Source organism: Falsiroseomonas selenitidurans (assembly GCF_012103215.1).
In the GTDB taxonomy this organism is placed as follows: domain Bacteria; phylum Pseudomonadota; class Alphaproteobacteria; order Acetobacterales; family Acetobacteraceae; genus Falsiroseomonas; species Falsiroseomonas selenitidurans.
Map to the genome: position 1 here is coordinate 74739 of NZ_JAAVNE010000002.1, position 15135 is coordinate 89873.

The window sequence follows — 15135 nt, forward strand, 5'->3', positions numbered from 1 at the left end:
CCGCCCCTCGCCCTGCCGCGCCGCCGCGCGCTAGCCTGCCGGTGGAGATCGCAGGAGCCTCGCCATGGAAGACCCCGCCGCGCATTTCGAGGCCACGATCGGCGCGCTGCCGGACAGCGTGGCGCTGCTGCGGCGCCACGCGCCGGAAGCCTTCGCCGCCTACCTGGCGGCGCGGGAGGCCGCCTATCGCCTGCCGCCCGAAGGCCACCTGCCGCTGGCGAGCAAGGAGCTGGTGTTCATCGTGCTGGACGTTGCCGCGGGGCATGTCGAAGGCGCTGTCGCGCATGCCGAAGCGGGGCTGCGCGCCGGGCTGACGCCGGGCCAGATCATGGAGGCGCTGAGCATCGCCATCCTGATCCACGGCCACCAATGCTGGGCACGGGCGGGCGCTGCGGTGATGCGCCGTGTCGAACAACTCACCACCGCGACGGAGGGCGAAAGCCCTCACGCCCGCCCGACGCGCTGACGGAAGTCCCGGATCACCGGGCCGGCCGCCGGGTTCGCCTTGATGAAGTCGTCCGCCATGGTCGCGGTGGCGGTGCGCATCGCCTGCACCAGCGCCGGCGTCGGCGCGTCCACCGTCATGCCGTTGCGCTGCAGCTCGGCCATCCGCGTCGCGTGCTCCGCCTTGGAGACGGCCCAGAATTCCGGCTCCATCCGCTTGGCGATGCCCTCGATCGTGCTGCGCGTGGCGGCCGGCAGGCGGCGCCAGCTTTCCAGGTTCACCAGCATCAGGTTCGACGCCCACAAATGGTTCGTCGTGTAGGTGTGCTTGAGGAATTCCCAGTAGCGCTGCGCCACCGCCGTGGTGCCGGAGGTCATCACCGCGTCGACGCGGCCGGAGGCCAGCGCCGGCACCACATCCGGGTTGTTCAGCTGCTGCGGCACCATGCCGAGCCGCGTGCACATCTCCGCCGTCACGCGGTCATAGGTGCGCATGCGCACGCCGCGCAGATCCTCTGCCGTGTTGATCGGCTTCTTGAAGTAGAAGTTCTGCGTCGGCCACGGCACGATGTACATCGCCTTCACGCCGCGACGCTCCAGCTCCCGCTCCCAGGTCGGGCGCACCAGGCTGTGCATCAGCGCCAGCTCATCGTAGTTCGCCACCAGGAAGGGCACGCTCTCGATGCCCAGGATCGGCACGTCGCCGACATTCTGGAAGCCGGCGGATTCCGCCATCGGCACCACGCCGTCGCCCACCGCGCGCACCGTCTCGTTCGCCCGCACGCCCAGCGCGCCGCCGGGGTGCACCGTCATCTGCACGGAGTCGCTGGTGGCCTTCTTCACCTCGGCGGCGAAGTTCTGGGCGTTGACGGTGTGGAACTCGCTCGGCCCCCAGGGAAGGGAGACATCCCAGCGCACCGGCGCCTGTGCCTGCGCACGGCCGGCCACGCCGGCCAGCGCGGCGCCCCCGGCCAGAAGCATCATGTCGCGTCGCTGCATGGTCCCACTCCTCGTCCCGATGTCGCCCTTGCGCGAAGCCAAGCATGGGCCGTGCCGTTCGACAAGGAATTTGTACGGACAAGTCTCCGCGCCTGCGCTAGCCTCGCGGCATGACGCTTCGCCTGCTGCGCCAGGGGGCCATCGCCACCCTGCTGATCGACAGTCCCGCCCGCCGCAACGCCATGCGGCGCGACATGTGGCAGGCGCTGCCCGATCTGGTGGCAGAGGCCGAGGCCGACCCGGCCATCGCGCTGCTGTGCCTGGTGGGGGAGGGCGCGCATTTCTGCGGCGGCGCGGATATCTCGGAATTCGCCAGCGGCTACGCCACGCCGCAGGCCGCGGCGGAGAGCAACGCGCAGATCCGCGCGGCGGTGGAAGCCCTGGCCGGCTGCACGAAGCCGACCCTGGCGCTGATCCGCGGCGCCTGCGTCGGCGGCGGCGTGGCGCTGGCTTTGGCCTGCGACCTGCGGCTGGCCTCGGATACGGCGCGCTTCGCGGTCACGCCGGTGAAGCTCGGCCTGATCTACAGCCAGGCGGACACGCAGCGCCTGATGCAGGCGGTCGGCGCCGGACGGGCGAAGGAGATGCTGTTCTCCGCCCGCCAAGTGCCGGCGGCGGAGGCGCTGGCCATCGGCCTGGTGGACCGGCTGTGGCCGGAGACGGATTTCGATGCCGCCATCGCCGCCTATGCCGAAGGCCTCGCCGCCACCTCCCGCCCCGCGCTGCGCGGCGTGAAGGCGATGGTGGCCGGCATCGCCGCCGGGGCACCGCCGGATGCGCCGGACCTGGCCGCGCTGTTCGAGGCGCCCTTCCAGGGCGAGGATTTCGCGGAGGGCAGCGCCGCCTTCCTGGCGCGCCGCCCGCCGCGCTTCACGGCTGGCTGACGGATTCCGCCACGCCCACCAGCAGCGCCTCCGCATAGGGCCGGCCGACAAGCTGCACGGAACAGGGCAGCCCGCCATCCGCCGCCGGCCAGGGGAAAGCCAGGGCGGGCAGGCCGGCGAAATTCGCCAGGCCGGTGAAATCCGCCTGGTCCACCGGCGCCGGCGTGCCATGCGCGAAGGCGCGCTGCGGCGCGGTGGGCATCAGCAGCAGGTCGTGCGCCTCCAGCGCCCGCAGCGCCGCGGCCCTGGCCTCCGCCAGGCGGAACAGCGCCCGGGCGAGGCGGAGGGTGCCGGCATCCCGCCCATAGGCCAGCGCGGCGCGGAAGCCGGGGGAGGCGGCGGCCGGGTCCTCGATCATCGCCTCGTGCAGCGCCGCGGCCTCCGCCTCGATCAGCAGCAGCCCGGCGCGCCGCGCCCCGCCGGGGTCCCAGCCCGGCATCGGCACCGGCACCACCGTTGCCCCCAGCACGCGCAGCGCGGCGGCGGCGGCGGCCCAGGCTTCCCGCACCGGGGCCTCCATCGGCGCCGCCAGCGCCGGCTCCGGCAGGCCGATGCGCAGGCCAGCCATGTTCACCGCCTCCCGCGGCGCCGCCTGCCAGCCGGCGGGGGCCGGGCGCCAGGCGGGGTCGGCGCGATCCTCCGCCACCATCGCCTCCACCCCCAGCGCCGCCAGCCGCGGCGTGGTGGCGAGCATGCCGACGGTGTCGAAGGCGGGGGAGAGCGGCACCACGCCGCTGCGCCCCACCAGCCCGGCCGTGGGCTTCAGCCCGGCCACGCCGCAATAGGCGGCCGGGATGCGGACGGAGCCCATGGTGTCCGTGCCCAGCGCCAGCGCCACGAAGCCGGCGGCCACCGCGGCGCCGGACCCGCCGGAGGAGCCGCCCGGGGTGAAGCCGGGCCGCAGCGGGTTCATGCAGCGGCCGAAGCCGGGCGTGTCCGTCGTCGCGCCCAGCGCGCCCTCATGCATCGCCAGCTTGCCGAGGATGACGAGGCCGGCCTGACGCAGCGCCGCGACGCAGGGCGCATCCTGCGCCGCCACGCGGCTGCGCAACGCCGCCAGGCCGGCGGTGGCCTGCAGCCCGGCGACATCGACATTGTCCTTGATGCCGATGGCCATGCCCGCCAGCGGCCCGGCGCCGGGCGGGGTGGCCAGGGCGCCGGCCGCATCCACCTGCCAGAAGGCGCCGATCGCGCCATCCTGCTGCGCGATGCGATCCAGCCGCCCGGCGATGTCCTGGCCGCTCATCGGCGTTCATCGAGCAGGCGGATGGGCTTCTGCCGGCTTTCCACCTGCGTCAGCGCCGCCAGCGAACCGGGCGCGCAGGGCGCCACGCCGATCTCCACGCCCAGCCGCATGCGCAGCATCGCCTCCAGCCTTTCCCGCGCCGCGGGCTCGGGCTCGCCCTTCATCTCCAGATGCACCAGCATCGAATCACGGCCCTCCTGGCGGCTGACGCGGCAGATGAATTCGCCGGTGGCATTGGCGGCGTGTTCCACCAGCAGCGCGCCGATGCCGGTGGGAAACAGGTTGATGCCGCGCAGCTTCACCATGTTGTCCGACCGGCCGAGGAAGCCCTTCATCCGGCGGAAGGGGATGCCCAGCGGATTGGGGCCCGCCACTTCCTCCGTCACGTCATGGGTGTTGAAGCGGATGATGGGGAAGATGTCGTCCTTGAACAGGCAGGTGCAGACCATGTCGCCCAGCCGGCCTTCCGCCACCGGCAGGCCGGTATCGGGGTCGGCGATCTCCAGCAGATGCGCATCCTCCATGATGTGCATGCCGCTGCGGTCCGGCCCCTCGCCGGCGATGATCCCGGTATCGCCCACGCCGTACCAGTCATACACCGCGGCCCCGCCCCAGGCGGCGGACAGGCTCGCCTGGCTTTCGCTGCCCAGATGCGCGCAGATCAGGCGGATGCGCAGATCCTCGCCCGGCCGCAGCCCTTCCTCCCGCGCCACATCGGACAGGCGCTTGATGTAGTCGGCGAAGCCGACGATGGCGGTGGCGCCGAACTGCTTCATGATGAAGACCTGCTGGGCGGAGCGTGTCTCAACGCCCGTACCGGCGGAGAGGAACCGCGCGCCCACCCAATGGTGCACCGCTTCCCGCACATAATGCCCGCCATTGATCAGGCCGTGGCCGTAGACCGAATGCACCACGTCGTCGCGCGTCATGCCGGCCATCAGGTACATCCGCGCCAGCAACCGGTTCTGCACCTCGCGCGATTTCGCGCCGAACAGCAGCGGCTGCGGCGTGCCGGTGGTGCCGCTGGTGGTGTGGAAGATGATCTGCGGCCGGCGTTCCGGCGGATGCGCATCCTGCCCGTGGAAATCGCCCAGCGGCGGATGCGCGGCGACCGAGGCCATGAGGTCCGCCTTGTCATAGGCGGGCAGCTTCGCCAGGTCGTCCAGGCCGCGGATGTCGCCGGGCTCGATGCCCCTGGCGCCCCACAGCCGCTGGTAGAAGGGCACCTTCCAGCCGAAGGCCAGCAGCCGGGCGAAGTCGCGTTCCTGCCGGGCGCGCAGTGCGTCGCGCGACATCCCCTGCAGGGCCTGCGGAAAATCCGGGCCGATCGGGTAGTCCCGCAGCAAAGCGGGGTGGTCCATGGCCGTCACATAGTCGAGGACCGGCATGCCGGAGGGTTCCTTCGTCACGGAAGCAGGGCATCGAGCGCCGCGGCCGGCCCGCCTTCGGGCAGCGCGAGCACGGCGGCGACCAGCGCGGCGATGCGGTCCGCCGGCAGCCCGGCGCTGGCCATCAGGCGGCGCGCCTTGTCGGCGATGGCCTCGGGCGGCAGCGGGTTTTCCGGGTCGCCCAGCGCATCCGGCACGCGCGCTTCCAGCCGCGCGCCATCGGCCAGCTGCACGACCACGGCGCTGCCGTAGCGCAGCGGATAGGCGGCGGAGAAACCTTCGTCCCGCCGCACCGCGACACGCCGGCGCAGCGCCGCGAGGTCGGGCCGGGTGAACCATTCCGGCGTGAAGGCCTCCAGCGGCGGCGGGCCGTGCCGCAGCGCCACGGCGACGGCGTGCTGGAGGGAGAATTTGGACTGGATCACGCTTTCCGGCTGCGCCCGGTCGCAGAAGGCGACGGCATCGGCATAGGCCAGCACCTCCACCTGGGCGATCGCCCGCCCCGCCAGGCGCGGCGCAATGTCCAGCGCCGCATCGATGGCGGCGTGGCAGTGGCGGCAGGCCGGCCAGGGCTTGAAGCTGGTAGCATGCACCAGCCAGGGCGCATCGGGCTCCGCCAGCACGCGGTGCGGCCGCGCATCCGGCGCCAGGCCGGCGAAGACGCCGACCTCGCCTTCCAGGATGCGCAGCGGGCCGGTCAGGCCGAGCGCCGCCAGCTCCGCCGCCTCCAGCCCCATCACCGCGGCGCGGGCGGTGTGCAGCTGCTTCGTCATCACCGGCTCCGCCCGGCATTGCCAGACGCCACCGGCCTGGGTGCCGGCATTGCCCAGCGCCCAGGCCATGGCCTCCGGCACCAGGTCCAGCAGCGATCCGGCGGCCGCGGCGGCGCCGAAGGGGCCGCAGCTGGCGGTGGGGTGGAACTGCCGGTAATGCGCCGGGCCCATGGCGCGGCCGATGCGGATCTCCGCCTCGTAGCCGCGCAGGATGGCATCCAGCAGCGCTGTGCCATCGGCGCCGCGTTCCGCGGCCAGCGCCAGGGCGGCGGGGATGATGACCGGGCCCGGATGCAGGATCGCTTCCCGGTGCACGTCGTCCATCTCCAGCACATTGCCGAAGGCGCCATTGGCGAAGGCCGCGTCGCGGGCGCGTGCCGTGCCGCCCAGCACCACGCGGGCGCCGCCGGGCTGCTGGCGCGCGGCATGGGCGCGGAACACGGCACCGGTCTCACTGGCTGCGCCGGCCACGGCGCAGCCGATCCAGTCCAGCAGGTGCAGCGCCGCGCGGGCGCGATCCGCCGTTCCGATCGGGCGCTGCAGCAGGGAAACCAGGGACTGGGTGAGCGAGGGCTCGGCCATCGGGGTTTGCCACGAAACTTGTCCGGACATATCAACGGAACCATGCCCGTCCCGCAAGCCGTGTCTCCCGCCCTCTTCGCCGCCGGCCTGAAGCCCGGCCTGCGCATCTTCATCGCCGGCTGCGGCGGGGAACCGCTGGCGGTGCTGGAGGCACTGCCTGCCTATGCCGGCACGCTGCTGGCCGTGCCGGTGGCGGGTGTGAACCGGCGTGACCTGTCCGCCATCGCGCCGCTGGAGGCGGCCTTCATGACGCCGGAACTGCGCCCGGGCCTGGCCGCCGGCCGGGTGCGCTTCCTGCCGCTGCATTATTCGGAGGCCGATGCCTGGCTGCGCGGCCCGGCGGCCGTGGACATGGCCATCTTCCGTTGCGCCGCGCCGCGCGGGGGCAGCGTCTCCCTCGCTTTGGCGCATGACTTCATCCCCGGCCTGGCGGCGGCCGGCGCGTCGCTGGTGGGGGTGGTGGATCCCAGCCTGCCGGATGTGCCGGATGGGGTGCGCCTGCCCCTGTCGCGGCTGCAGGCGCTGGTGGACGGACCCTCGCCCACGCCGCTGCTGCCGGCGGAGGCGCCGGGGGAGGCGATGGCGGTCCTGGCGCGCCACGCCGCCGGGCTGGTGCGGGATGGCGACACGGTGCAGGCCGGCATCGGCAGCGCCGCCGCCGCAGTGCTCGACGCGCTCAGCGACCATCGCGGCCTGCGCTGCCATGGCGGGATGATCGGCGATGCGGTGCCACGCCTGCTGGATGCGGGCGCGGTGACGCAGGTGACCACGGGCGTCGCGCTGGGCAGCGCCGCGCTCTACGACCGCGTGGCGCGGGAGACGCGGATCGCCTTCCGCCCCGTCTCCGAAACGCATGATGCCGCGCGGCTGGCCGCGACGCCCAGCCTGGTCGCGATCAACGCGGCGGTGGAGGTGGATTTGTTCGGCCAGGTGAATTCCGAGATGATCGACGGCCGGCAGATCTCCGGCCAGGGCGGCGTGGCGGATTTCGTGCGCGGCGCGCGGCGCAGCCCCGGCGGGCGGGCGGTGACGGCGCTGCTGGCGAGCGGCCGTGGGGGCACGGTCAGCCGCATCGTCGCCTGCCTGAAGCCCGGCACGCCGGTCTCCGTCACCCGCGCCGATGCGGATTGGGTGGTGACGGAACACGGCGTGGCGTGCCTGCGCCATGCGGATCTCGAGACGCGCGCGCAGCGCCTGATCGGCCTCGCCGCGCCGCAGTTCCGCGACGCGCTGGCGGCGGCGTGGGAGGCGCTGCGCCGGGCGATGTAGCCGCTACCGGGCCAGCAGCCGCCGCGCCTCCGCCAGCACTGATGCCGTGTGCTCGCCGAGTTCCGGCACCGCGGGGTTCAGCGTGCCGGGCTCATCGCGGAACTTGATGGGCAGGCCGATATGCAGGTGGCCCTCCGCGTCTCGCACCAGCATCTGCCTTGCCGCCACATGCGGGCGCTGGAAGGCCTCGTGCAGGTCCAGCACGGGCGCGAAGCAGACATCGCGGCCTTCGAACCAGGCTTCCCATTCGTCGCGCGTCCGCGTGGCGAAGGTGGCGCGCAGGAAGTCGCGCGCCGCATCATGGCCCGGGCCGGGCGGGCCGGAGGCGCCCGCGATCAGGTCCGGCCGGCCGAGCGCGTGGAGCAGCGTCTCGACGAATTTGTGCTCGGCGCCGCCCAGCACCACCCAGCGGTCGTCGCTGGTCGGATAGATGTTGTAGAAGGCGCCGCCGCCCCATTGCCGTTCATGCTTCACCACCGGCGCGCGGCCTTCGCCGAAGACGGCGCCGGTGGCATTGGGCAGCCAGGACAGCGTGGCGTCGAACATTGCCATGTCGATGACATCGCCGCGCCCCGTGCTCTCCCGCCGCAGCAGCGCCATCAGGATGCCGGACAGTGCGAGGAGGGAGGCGGTGACATCCGCCACCGGAACGTTGGGATGCGTCGGCCTGCCGTCCTGCCCCAGATTGACCGAGATCGTGCCGGCCAGCGCCTCCACCGCCAGATCATGCGCCGGGCGTCGTGCATCCGGCCCGTCCTGGCCGAAGGCGGAGATGGAGCAATAGACCAGGCGCGGGTTCAGCGCCGTCATCGCCGCGGCACCGATGCCCAGCCGGTCCGCAACCCCGGGGCGGAAGGCTTCCAGCATCACGTCGCAGGTCTTCGCCAGGTCGTTCAGCGCGGCCAACTCCGCCGGCTGCTTCAGGTCCAGCACGATGGATTTCTTGCCGCGGCCGATGTTGCGGAACCAGACGCTGTGATCGCCGGCACGCTGGCCGATGCGCCGCGCGGGCTCGCCCGTGGGCGGCTCCAGCTTGATCACCTCCGCCCCATGGTCGGCCATGAGGGTGGTGAGGTACGGCCCCGGCAGGAACAGCGAGAGATCCAGCACGCGGATGCCCTGCAGCTTCATGGTCAGACCGCCCCCAGCGCGCGCAAATGGTCGATTTCGGCCGGCGTGTAGCCGGCTTCCGCCAGCACTGCCGCGCTGTCGGCGCCATGCGCCGGGCCGGCGCGGCCGGCCAGGCGCGCGCCATCCAGCCGGATCGGGCTGGCCACAACCTTGAGGTCCGGCCGCGCCGGATGCGGCAGCGCCAGCACGCCGCCCTGGTCGCGAAAATACGGGCTGTCCAGCGCCGCGCCCAGGCCGAGCACCGGCGCCACGGGCACGCGGCCGGCCAGCAGCGCCATCCATTCGGCGGAGGTCCGGCCGCGCATCACCGGGTCCAGCAGGTCCATCAGCGCCGTGCGGTTGGCGAGGCGATCGTCGAAGCCCTTGAAGCGCGGATCGCCGGGCAGCCCCGGCACGCCGGCGATGTCGCAAAAGCTGCGCCAGAAGCCGGGCTTGATGCACATGACGAAGACATGGCCATCGGCGGTCGGGAACATTTCGCACGGCACCACGAAGGGGTGCCCGCCGCGCGGCCGCCGCGGCAGGTCCGTGCCGTCGTTCAGATACCAGGTGGCGACATAGGTCAGGCTGTGCATCGCCACGTCGTACAGCGACACATCCAGGTCGCAGCCGCGGCCGCTGGCGCGCGCGCCCATCACGCCGGCCAGCAGCGCCGTGGCGGCGGTGAGGCCGGAGAGGAAATCCACCACGGACAGGCCCGCGCGGGCGGGAAGCTGCTCGGGCTCCCCGGTCAGGGCGCAGAAGCCGGCCTCGGCCTGGGCCAGGTAGTCATAGGCCGGCCAGGCGGCGCGCGGCCCGCTGCGGCCGTAGCCGGACAGGTGCACGCAGACGATGCCGGGCTTCACCGCGGCCAGCGCGGCATGGTCCAGGCCGAGCTTTACCGGCAGGTCGCCGCGCAGATTGTTCAGCACCGCATCCGCATCCCGCACCAGCCGGTGCAGCGCTTCCCGCGCGCCGGGCTTGCGCAGATCGAGTGTCAGGCTGCGCTTGTTGCGGTTGAAGGACTGGAAGTATTGGCTGTCGTCATGCCCCAGCGCATGGCCGCCGGTATGGCGGGCAATGTCGCCCGGCGGCTCGCCTTCCGTCGCCGGCTGTTCCACCTTCACCACCTCCGCCCCCAGATCGGCCAGGTGCATGGTGGCGAAGGGGCCGGCGCCGAACTGCTCGAAGCTGAGGATCCGCAGGCCCGCGAGTGGGAGCCGTGGCAGGCCAGCCCGATTCAGACCTTCGCGGCCTTCGCCGCTGCGGTCATCGGGGCCTGTCGGGCGGGGCCGATTCAGACCTTCGCGGCCTTCGCCGCTACGGTCATCGGACCCGCTCACGCCGGATTCCGCTCGATCATCTGCTTGGCGATGATGATGCGCTGGATCTCGTTCGTGCCCTCGCCGATGCACATCAGCGGCGCGTCGCGATAGTAGCGCTCCACATGGTATTCCTTGGAATAGCCATAGCCGCCATGGATGCGCAGCGCCTCCAGGCTGTTCTCCACCGCTGCCTCGCTGGCGTAGTACTTCGCCATGCCGGCTTCCATGTCGCAGCGCTCGCCGGAATCGTAGATGCGCGCGGCGTCGTAGGTCAGCAGCCGCGCCGCCTGCACCCGTGTCGCCATCTCCCCGAGCTTGAGCTGGATGGCCTGGTGCTCGCAGATCGGCTTGCCCATCGTCTTCCGGATCTGGCTGTAGCGAACGCTGTCGAGCAAGGCAGCGGAAGCGAGGCCGCAGCCGCGGGCGGCGACGTTGATGCGGCCGAGTTCCAGCCCGCCCAGCGCCGTCTGCAACCCCTGACCCTCCACCCCGCCGATCAGGTTGGCGGCCGGCACGCGGTAGTCCTCGAACACCAGCTCGGCGCTGTCGATGCCCTTGTAGCCCAGCTTCTCCAGCTTCTTCGAGACGGTGAAGCCCGGGCCCTTCGGCACCAGCAGCATGGACATGCCCTTGTGGCGCGGCTTCGCCTCCGTGTCCGTCTTCACCAGCAGCGCGAAGCAGGATCCATGGATGCCGTTGCTGATCCAGGTCTTGGTGCCGTTGACGATGTAGTCGTCCCCGTCGCGCACCGCGCGGGTGCGGATGGCCTGCAGGTCCGTGCCGCAATCCGGCTCGGTCAGCGCCAGGCCGCCGCGGATCTCGCCGCTGGCGAATTTCGGCAGCCATGCCGCCTTCTGCTCGGGCGTGCCGAGGCGGGAGACGCAGGCAGCCATGATGAGGTGGCTGTTGAAGATGCCGGACAGCGACATCCACACCTCCGCGATCTTCTCCACGATCTTGGCATAGACGGTGGCGGACAGGCCCAGCCCGCCATACGCCACCGGGATGGTGGCGCCGAACAGGCCGAGCTCGGTCATCTGCGCGACCATCTCGGCCGGCCATTCATCGGCGTGTTCCAGTCGCAGCACATGCGGCCGCACATCGCGGTCCAGCCATTTCGCGATGCTGTCGAGGAGGGCGGCCTCCTCCTCGGCGGCGGCCGAGCGGGCGACATGCGTGTCCATGGCGGCGGTTCCCCGTGTAGACTTGTCCGGACAAATAAGGGGTCGAGGCGGTCGCCGTCAATCGGGACCGGCGACGGCGGCGACCAGCTCGGCCACATCCGGCAGCCCGGCGATGCCCGCCACCAGCGCCTGCACCCGGGCGGCCCGCGCTGGCGGCACCGGGGGGACGGCATTGCGGCAGCAGCGGAGGAACTTCTCCTCGTTCTCCGCCTGGGTCAGCGGCACCGCCGGGTGGCCGTAGATGCGGGGCAGGGTGATGGACAGCGCCTGGCCGTCCTTCAGCCGCACCGTCACCGCCTGCGGGTCCAGCGTGTTCTCATCCGTGTTGCCGTCCGGCTCCAGCCGCACCAGGGCGGCGTAACGGTGCACATCCGCATCGCGCAGCGCCTCCCCGCGGAAATCCGGCACGTCGCAACGCCCGCGCGCCAGGAAGACGCCGGCGACGAAGGGCAGGCAGAGCTTGGCGTAGTTGGAGGCAGGGTCCGGCATGTCGGGCCGGCCGACCAGGCGCAGCACCAGCGGCGGCGCGCGGACCACCACCTCCGCCACCGCCTCCGCCGCAAAGCCATGCGTGGCCATCAGGTCGCGCAGCCCATGCACCACGCCATGCGTCAGCCGGCCGGAGGGGAAGGGCTTGTGCGACAGTTTCTCGATCTGCCACTCCTGCCCCAGCACCGCCGCGACCCGTTCGGGATGCACATCCTGCTCGATCAGCTTGAAATAGCCGTAGCGGCCGGTGAAGACATCCAGCGGCCCCTGCATGCCGGCCGCCGCCAGGTCGGTCGCGGCGATGGCACCGCGGGCGTTGAAGCCGATCTGCAGGCCGAGCAGGGGCGAGCCTTCCAGATGCGCCTGGAGGTTGCCGCTGGTCTGGCCATACATGTGGCCGAAGGCGCTGCGGGTGGTGACGATGTCGAACCCGGCCAGGTTGGCGATGGCCGCCGTGGCGCCGAAGCCGCCCGCCGTCGCCGGGCGGAAGAAGCGCAGGGCGGAATCGGTGGCGACGCCCAGCAGCCCGGCGGTGTCCACGCCCACCGCCATGGCTGCCAGGAAGCGGTCGCCGCGCACCGGCCGGCCGCGCGCCGCTTCCCGTTCGCACCAGGCGAACAGGGCGGACAGCAGGGTGGCCATGGGGTGGACCACCGCGCGTTCATGCACGCAGTCGAATTCCAGGCAGTGGATCAGGTAGGCGTTGACGATGGCGGCGGAGCCGGCGGACATGCGCTGCCCGCCGAGCCAGGCGGTCGCTTCCTCTCCCGGCCCCCATTGCCGGGCCAGGTCCAACACCGTGTGCACATTGGCCCCGCTGCTGCCCGCGATGGCGACCCCCAGCGTGTCCAGCAGGAAGGTTTGCGCCGCCGCCACGGCGCCGGGCGAGAGATCCGCCAGGCGGGTGCGCACGGCATGGGCGGCGAACAGCTCGGCCAGATCGTGGCCAGTGGTGTCCTGGGTCATCGGGCGGCGGGCTCCGCGGGGGCAGGGGTGCTGGCGGCGAAGGCACGGGCGATCTTCGCGCGGGTGGCGAACCAAACGCCGGGCCGGCTGCGCGCATGCTGCAGGAACCTGCCGAAGGCGCCGATGCGGCCGGGGCGGCCGATGATGCGCAGATGCACGCCGAGCGACATCATCCGCGGGGCCGTGGCCCCTTCCTCCAGCAGTACCTCGAAGGTCTCGATCGCATAGTCCAGCCATTGCTGCGGCGTGTAGCCGGGCGCCAGCCAGAATTTCATGTCGTTGCTGTCCAGCGCGTAGGGGACGATGACGATGGCGCGCGGCCCGTCCTTCGTTTCCACCACATCCCAGCGCGGCACATCGTCCGAGAAATCATCCATGTGGTAGAGGAAGCCTTCCTCCGCCAGCGTCGTGCGCAGGCGCGGGGAGTGCAGGTAGCGGGACAGCCAGCCGACCGGGCGTTCGCCCGTGGTGGCGCGCAGGCTGTCCACCGCCTTGCGCACGAAGTCGCGTTCCCGCGCCTCGTCGTAGGAGAATTGGTGCACCCAGCGCCAGCCATGGCTGCACGCCTCGTGCCCGCCGGCGGCGATGGCGCGGCCGATCTCCGGCGCGCGTTCCAGCGCCACCGCCGCGGCGGTGAAGGTGGCCGTGACCCCGTGCTGCGCCAATTGCGCGGCAACCCGCGGCCAGCCCGCGCGGATGCCGTAAAGGTAGTTGGACTCGTTGGCGAAATTGCGGATCGGGATCTTGAGCGCGACACCCAGTTCATCGACCGGCTCCGGCCCCTTGTCGCCGTCGCGGATCGACATCTCGCCGCCCTCCTCGACATTCACCACGACGGAGAGCGCGAGGCGGGCATCCTTTGGCCAGAGCGGCTGGGACATCGGCGGGCACCTGTTGTTGTCCGGACAAATTCGCGCAACCCGGCCAGCCCCGCAAGCCCTGTTCAGCTGCTGCCGTGGCGCAGCCGCATGGCGTAGGTGAAGCGTTCCGCCGGGTGCCAGCTGCGCGACAGCAGCAGCGTGGCGCCATCCGTGCCCAGGTAGCGGCGGACGAAGCGCATGCCCACTTCCCGCCTTTTGCGGCCCAGCGCGGCGGCAACCCGGGCCGGCATGGGCGCGGCGGTGATTTCCTGCACCACCTCCGCCACCTGCACGCCGAAGCGGCTTTCGATCATGGCGTAGATCGCGCCGCGTTCCGGCAGCGCATTGGCGATGCCGGCGAAGCGTGGGTGGATGAACACCTCCGCCGTGGCGATCGGCGCGCCATCCTGGCCGATGCGCAGGCCCTCCAGCTGCAGCCAGATCTCCCCCGGCGCGGCCGGGATTGCCGCCGCATCCTCCAGCGCCAGCGGCGCCTGGCGGCGGCTGCGGATGTCGAGCCTTGTGTCGGCCGCGTATTGGAACAGCGATTCGATGCTGCGCAGGGACTGCACCGTGCCGCCCTGGGCTTCCCGCGCCACCACCATGGTGCCGGCGCCCTGGCGGCGTTCCACCAGGCCGGATTCCACCAGGCGGCGCAGCGCCTCGCGGATCGTGTGGCGGGAAACGCGCAGCGTCTCGCACAGCTCCGCCTCCGTTGGCAGCAGGCTGCCGATCGGGTAGCGGCCTTCCGCGATGGCAGCCCGCAGCTGCGCCTCGATCTGCGCATAGAGCGGCGCCCGCACGGCGTCGGTGCCCTGCGTCGCGCCGGTCAGCGCCGCCTCCCCTGGCCCGTGAGCATTGCCGCTTTCCCCCGCCTTTCGGCGAGGCTAGCGGCTCAGCCTTGTCCGGACAACTGCGGCCTTCAGGCCACCACCGGCAGGGGGGCGATGGCGTAGGCGTGGTGCAGGCGGCGGTCCAGCACCAGGTCGTGCAGCTCCATGCGGAACCGTTCCGCCGGGCGGATGCCGCCGATGGCCCCCAGCGTGCCGCAGAACATCACATGGCCCGGCGGCAGCCCAGGCCCGCCGGGGCGGCGCGCCAGCAGGTCCCGCGGGTGGCGCAGCGCGGCCAGCGCGCCTTCCTGGTACAGCACCTCCACCCCGTCCTGCGTCGCCCAGGCGCGCAGCAGCAGCTGGTCCCAATGCGCCTCCACTTCCTCGAACCGCCAGAGCCCCTGGCCCAGCGGCTTGCCGCAGAGCTGCTTGGACAGGGCGATGCCGGCCGCTTCCGCCTTGCGGTCCGTGTGGTCGGAGCCGACGCCGAGCCACAGCCCATCGGCCAGCGACACCAGCACCGGCTCCACCTCCCCGGAGCTGTCCGGACCCAGCACCTCCAGCACCGGGGCCTGGGTCAGCAGGGCGGCGGCGCCGCGGTAGTAGACCGGGACGGAGGAGGGCGGCGGCACGCCCAGCGCCGCCAACTCCTCGATGTGGTGGCGCAGCGCCGCCTCGTCCCGCCCGGCCCAGCCGGCGATGGTCAGGGCGGCGGGGGCCAGGGCGATGCGGTCGGTGCCCTGGGCGGAGACGCGGTCGAAGGTCAGCAAGGGTCTGGATGTC

14 protein-coding genes are annotated in these 15135 nt (G+C 72.2%); 3 read left to right on the forward strand and 11 right to left on the reverse strand.

What is annotated here, in order from left to right:
- Positions 1 to 64 precede the first annotated feature (64 nt).
- On the forward strand, positions 65 to 466 hold the full coding sequence (locus tag HEQ75_RS01895) for a carboxymuconolactone decarboxylase family protein (protein ID WP_168027226.1): 402 nt from the start codon (positions 65 to 67) through the stop codon (positions 464 to 466).
- On the opposite strand, the gene HEQ75_RS01900 is transcribed toward HEQ75_RS01895, so the two are convergent.
- A complete protein-coding gene (locus HEQ75_RS01900) occupies positions 445 to 1443 on the reverse strand; it encodes a TRAP transporter substrate-binding protein (protein ID WP_168027227.1) in 999 nt (332 codons plus the stop codon). The genes HEQ75_RS01895 and HEQ75_RS01900 overlap by 22 nt on opposite strands.
- Positions 1444 to 1553: 110 nt before the next feature.
- Here HEQ75_RS01900 and HEQ75_RS01905 point away from each other — a divergent pair, with 110 nt between their 5' ends.
- Positions 1554 to 2327: an enoyl-CoA hydratase/isomerase family protein gene (locus HEQ75_RS01905; RefSeq protein WP_168027228.1), complete on the forward strand. Its 774-nt coding sequence runs from the start codon at positions 1554 to 1556 to the stop codon at positions 2325 to 2327.
- On the opposite strand, the gene HEQ75_RS01910 is transcribed toward HEQ75_RS01905, so the two are convergent.
- From HEQ75_RS01910 to HEQ75_RS01920, 3 genes are read right to left on the reverse strand one after another with little or no spacing between them, the layout of a single operon-like run.
- Positions 2314 to 3573, reverse strand: coding sequence for an amidase (locus HEQ75_RS01910; RefSeq protein ID WP_168027229.1), 1260 nt, complete (start codon positions 3571 to 3573; stop codon positions 2314 to 2316). The genes HEQ75_RS01905 and HEQ75_RS01910 overlap by 14 nt on opposite strands.
- Positions 3570 to 4961 carry a phenylacetate--CoA ligase family protein gene (locus HEQ75_RS01915; RefSeq protein ID WP_168027230.1) on the reverse strand — a complete coding sequence of 464 codons (1392 nt, stop codon included), beginning with the start codon at positions 4959 to 4961 and terminating at the stop codon, positions 3570 to 3572. The genes HEQ75_RS01910 and HEQ75_RS01915 overlap by 4 nt, the downstream gene beginning before the upstream one ends.
- Before the next feature lie 17 nt (positions 4962 to 4978).
- On the reverse strand, positions 4979 to 6316 hold the full coding sequence (locus HEQ75_RS01920; RefSeq protein WP_209318298.1) for an MmgE/PrpD family protein: 1338 nt from the start codon (positions 6314 to 6316) through the stop codon (positions 4979 to 4981).
- 60 nt (positions 6317 to 6376) lie between these two features.
- On the opposite strand from HEQ75_RS01920, the gene HEQ75_RS28980 reads away from it, so the two are divergent.
- Positions 6377 to 7585, forward strand: coding sequence for an acetyl-CoA hydrolase/transferase family protein (locus tag HEQ75_RS28980; protein WP_168027232.1), 1209 nt, complete (start codon positions 6377 to 6379; stop codon positions 7583 to 7585).
- Between the two features lie 3 nt (positions 7586 to 7588).
- On the opposite strand, the gene HEQ75_RS01930 is transcribed toward HEQ75_RS28980, so the two are convergent.
- The 7 genes from HEQ75_RS01930 to HEQ75_RS01960 form a co-directional block, all read right to left on the reverse strand.
- Positions 7589 to 8716 carry a CaiB/BaiF CoA transferase family protein gene (locus tag HEQ75_RS01930; RefSeq protein ID WP_168027233.1) on the reverse strand — a complete coding sequence of 376 codons (1128 nt, stop codon included), beginning with the start codon at positions 8714 to 8716 and terminating at the stop codon, positions 7589 to 7591.
- A gap of 2 nt (positions 8717 to 8718) precedes the next feature.
- Positions 8719 to 10110: a CaiB/BaiF CoA transferase family protein gene (locus tag HEQ75_RS01935; RefSeq protein WP_328733276.1), complete on the reverse strand. Its 1392-nt coding sequence runs from the start codon at positions 10108 to 10110 to the stop codon at positions 8719 to 8721.
- On the reverse strand, positions 10035 to 11204 hold the full coding sequence (locus tag HEQ75_RS01940) for an acyl-CoA dehydrogenase family protein (protein WP_168027234.1): 1170 nt from the start codon (positions 11202 to 11204) through the stop codon (positions 10035 to 10037). Before HEQ75_RS01940 ends, HEQ75_RS01935 begins: the two co-directional genes overlap by 76 nt.
- A 57-nt stretch (positions 11205 to 11261) precedes the next feature.
- A complete protein-coding gene (locus HEQ75_RS01945) occupies positions 11262 to 12659 on the reverse strand; it encodes an MmgE/PrpD family protein (protein WP_168027235.1) in 1398 nt (465 codons plus the stop codon).
- A complete protein-coding gene (locus tag HEQ75_RS01950; RefSeq protein ID WP_168027236.1) occupies positions 12656 to 13540 on the reverse strand; it encodes a polysaccharide deacetylase family protein in 885 nt (294 codons plus the stop codon). The genes HEQ75_RS01945 and HEQ75_RS01950 overlap by 4 nt, the downstream gene beginning before the upstream one ends.
- A 62-nt stretch (positions 13541 to 13602) precedes the next feature.
- Complete coding sequence (locus HEQ75_RS01955) at positions 13603 to 14322, reverse strand: GntR family transcriptional regulator (protein ID WP_168027237.1); 720 nt, start codon at positions 14320 to 14322, stop codon at positions 13603 to 13605.
- 119 nt (positions 14323 to 14441) lie between these two features.
- Entirely contained in the window at positions 14442 to 15122 is a 681-nt protein-coding gene (locus tag HEQ75_RS01960) for a DUF2848 domain-containing protein (protein WP_168027238.1), read from the reverse strand.
- Between the last annotated feature and the right edge of the window lie 13 nt (positions 15123 to 15135).

What these genes read in the sequence shown, in the direction of transcription:
- HEQ75_RS01895 (WP_168027226.1), top strand. Translation starts at nt 65, where the DNA reads ATGGAAGACCCCGCCGCGCATTTCGAGGCCACGATCGGCGCGCTGCCG.
- HEQ75_RS01900 (WP_168027227.1), bottom strand. Translation starts at nt 1,443, where the DNA reads ATGCAGCGACGCGACATGATGCTTCTGGCCGGGGGCGCCGCGCTGGCC.
- HEQ75_RS01905 (WP_168027228.1), top strand. Translation starts at nt 1,554, where the DNA reads ATGACGCTTCGCCTGCTGCGCCAGGGGGCCATCGCCACCCTGCTGATC.
- HEQ75_RS01910 (WP_168027229.1), bottom strand. Translation starts at nt 3,573, where the DNA reads ATGAGCGGCCAGGACATCGCCGGGCGGCTGGATCGCATCGCGCAGCAG.
- HEQ75_RS01915 (WP_168027230.1), bottom strand. Translation starts at nt 4,961, where the DNA reads ATGCCGGTCCTCGACTATGTGACGGCCATGGACCACCCCGCTTTGCTG.
- HEQ75_RS01920 (WP_209318298.1), bottom strand. Translation starts at nt 6,316, where the DNA reads ATGGCCGAGCCCTCGCTCACCCAGTCCCTGGTTTCCCTGCTGCAGCGC.
- HEQ75_RS01930 (WP_168027233.1), bottom strand. Translation starts at nt 8,716, where the DNA reads ATGAAGCTGCAGGGCATCCGCGTGCTGGATCTCTCGCTGTTCCTGCCG.
- HEQ75_RS01940 (WP_168027234.1), bottom strand. Translation starts at nt 11,204, where the DNA reads ATGGACACGCATGTCGCCCGCTCGGCCGCCGCCGAGGAGGAGGCCGCC.
- HEQ75_RS01945 (WP_168027235.1), bottom strand. Translation starts at nt 12,659, where the DNA reads ATGACCCAGGACACCACTGGCCACGATCTGGCCGAGCTGTTCGCCGCC.
- HEQ75_RS01950 (WP_168027236.1), bottom strand. Translation starts at nt 13,540, where the DNA reads ATGTCCCAGCCGCTCTGGCCAAAGGATGCCCGCCTCGCGCTCTCCGTC.